A 1566-nucleotide genomic window follows, 5' to 3' on the forward strand; every position below is an offset into this window, starting at 1 on the left:
TGCCCTGTTGCTGCGGGCGAGCCGCTGGTAGGTTTCCATCCACTCGTCGAGTTCCGGGGTGGGCGGGTACCAGGCCATGGCGTGGAAGTCGGCGTCACGGACGGCGATGATCCCTCCCGGCCGCGTGACGCGGTGCATTTCACGCAGCGCGGCTACCGGATCGGTGAGGTGCTGCAGCACCTGGTGGGCGTGGACCACGTCGACGGACTCGTCTTCAAGATCGAGGTCATAGACGTTGCCCGTGCGGAAGTGCAGGTTCTCCACTCCGGCGTAGGTCCGTTCAGCCAGGGCCACGACGTCCTCCGACCGGTCCATGCCGATCACCCGGCCGGGGTCCAGCAGCGCCGCGAAGTCTGCGGTGATGCTTCCGGGTCCGCAGCCGACGTCGAGCAGGTCCATCCCGGAGGAAAGATGCTCGAGGAGGTAGCCGGCGGAGTCGGAGGCGCGGCGCGTGGCGTGCGCGCTGGTCACGCTGGTGTGATGACCGTGGGAGTAGACCTCATCGCTCATGATCGACACGTTACTCCGGCGGACCGCCGAGCGCCTGCTGGCGTGCCTGCACGGTGGCAGCGGTGACCTTGCGCATCATGTCGCTGAGCAGCTCGATCTGACTGGGGGAGTACCCGGACAGCGCAGTCTCCACTTCACGGGCCAGCGGCGCAAACAGCCGGGACCCGGTATCCAGGGCCTTCTCCGTCATTTCCAGGTGGACCTGCCGGCGGTCAACCGAACTGCGGGAGCGCCGGACATGGCCTGCCTGGCCGAGCCGCCGGCGTCGGGCTCTGCCCTGTTGCTGCGGGCGAGCCGCTGGTAGGTTTCCATCCACTCGTCGAGTTCCGGGGTGGGCGGGTACCAGGCCATGGCGTGGAAGTCGGCGTCACGGACGGCGATGATCCCTCCCGGCCGCGTGACGCGGTGCATTTCACGCAGCGCGGCTACCGGATCGGTGAGGTGCTGCAGCACCTGGTGGGCGTGGACCACGTCGACGGACTCGTCTTCAAGATCGAGGTCATAGACGTTGCCCGTGCGGAAGTGCAGGTTCTCCACTCCGGCGTAGGTCCGTTCAGCCAGGGCCACGACGTCCTCCGACCGGTCCATGCCGATCACCCGGCCGGGGTCCAGCAGCGCCGCGAAGTCTGCGGTGATGCTTCCGGGTCCGCAGCCGACGTCGAGCAGGTCCATCCCGGAGGAAAGATGCTCGAGGAGGTAGCCGGCGGAGTCGGAGGCGCGGCGCGTGGCGTGCGCGCTGGTCACGCTGGTGTGATGACCGTGGGAGTAGACCTCATCGCTCATGATCGACACGTTACTCCGGCGGACCGCCGAGCGCCTGCTGGCGTGCCTGCACGGTGGCAGCGGTGACCTTGCGCATCATGTCGCTGAGCAGCTCGATCTGACTGGGGGAGTACCCGGACAGCGCAGTCTCCACTTCACGGGCCAGCGGCGCAAACAGCCGGGACCCGGTATCCAGGGCCTTCTCCGTCATTTCCAGGTGGACCTGCCGGCGGTCAACCGAACTGCGGGAGCGCCGGACATGGCCTGCCTGGCCGAGCCGGTCGATGAGCGCGG

The 1566-nt window shown here is 67.9% G+C and carries 3 protein-coding genes and 1 pseudogene; all 4 read right to left on the reverse strand.

All coding sequences use genetic code 11. The features are described from left to right. A partial coding sequence (locus X803_RS17760; protein WP_035777951.1) for a methyltransferase domain-containing protein occupies positions 1 to 510 on the reverse strand: 510 nt, incomplete at its 3' end. A 10-nt stretch (positions 511 to 520) separates the two neighbouring features. Next, a complete protein-coding gene (locus tag X803_RS17765) occupies positions 521 to 700 on the reverse strand; it encodes a hypothetical protein (protein ID WP_051470447.1) in 180 nt (59 codons plus the stop codon). Then, complete coding sequence (locus X803_RS17770; protein ID WP_084033393.1) at positions 697 to 1293, reverse strand: methyltransferase domain-containing protein; 597 nt, start codon at positions 1291 to 1293, stop codon at positions 697 to 699. The genes X803_RS17765 and X803_RS17770 overlap by 4 nt, the downstream gene beginning before the upstream one ends. A 10-nt stretch (positions 1294 to 1303) precedes the next feature. Further along, positions 1304 to 1566: pseudogene (locus X803_RS17775) on the reverse strand (MarR family transcriptional regulator); the annotation flags it as partial.

It is taken from the genome of Arthrobacter sp. 35/47, assembly GCF_000520475.1.
In the GTDB taxonomy this organism is placed as follows: Bacteria; Actinomycetota; Actinomycetes; order Actinomycetales; family Micrococcaceae; genus Arthrobacter_D; species Arthrobacter_D subterraneus.

Bases quoted from the DNA above. Each gene is read 5' to 3' on its own strand.
- X803_RS17770 (WP_084033393.1), bottom strand. From the start codon at position 1,293: ATGAGCGATGAGGTCTACTCCCACGGTCATCACACCAGCGTGACCAGC.
- X803_RS17765 (WP_051470447.1), bottom strand. From the start codon at position 700: ATGACGGAGAAGGCCCTGGATACCGGGTCCCGGCTGTTTGCGCCGCTG.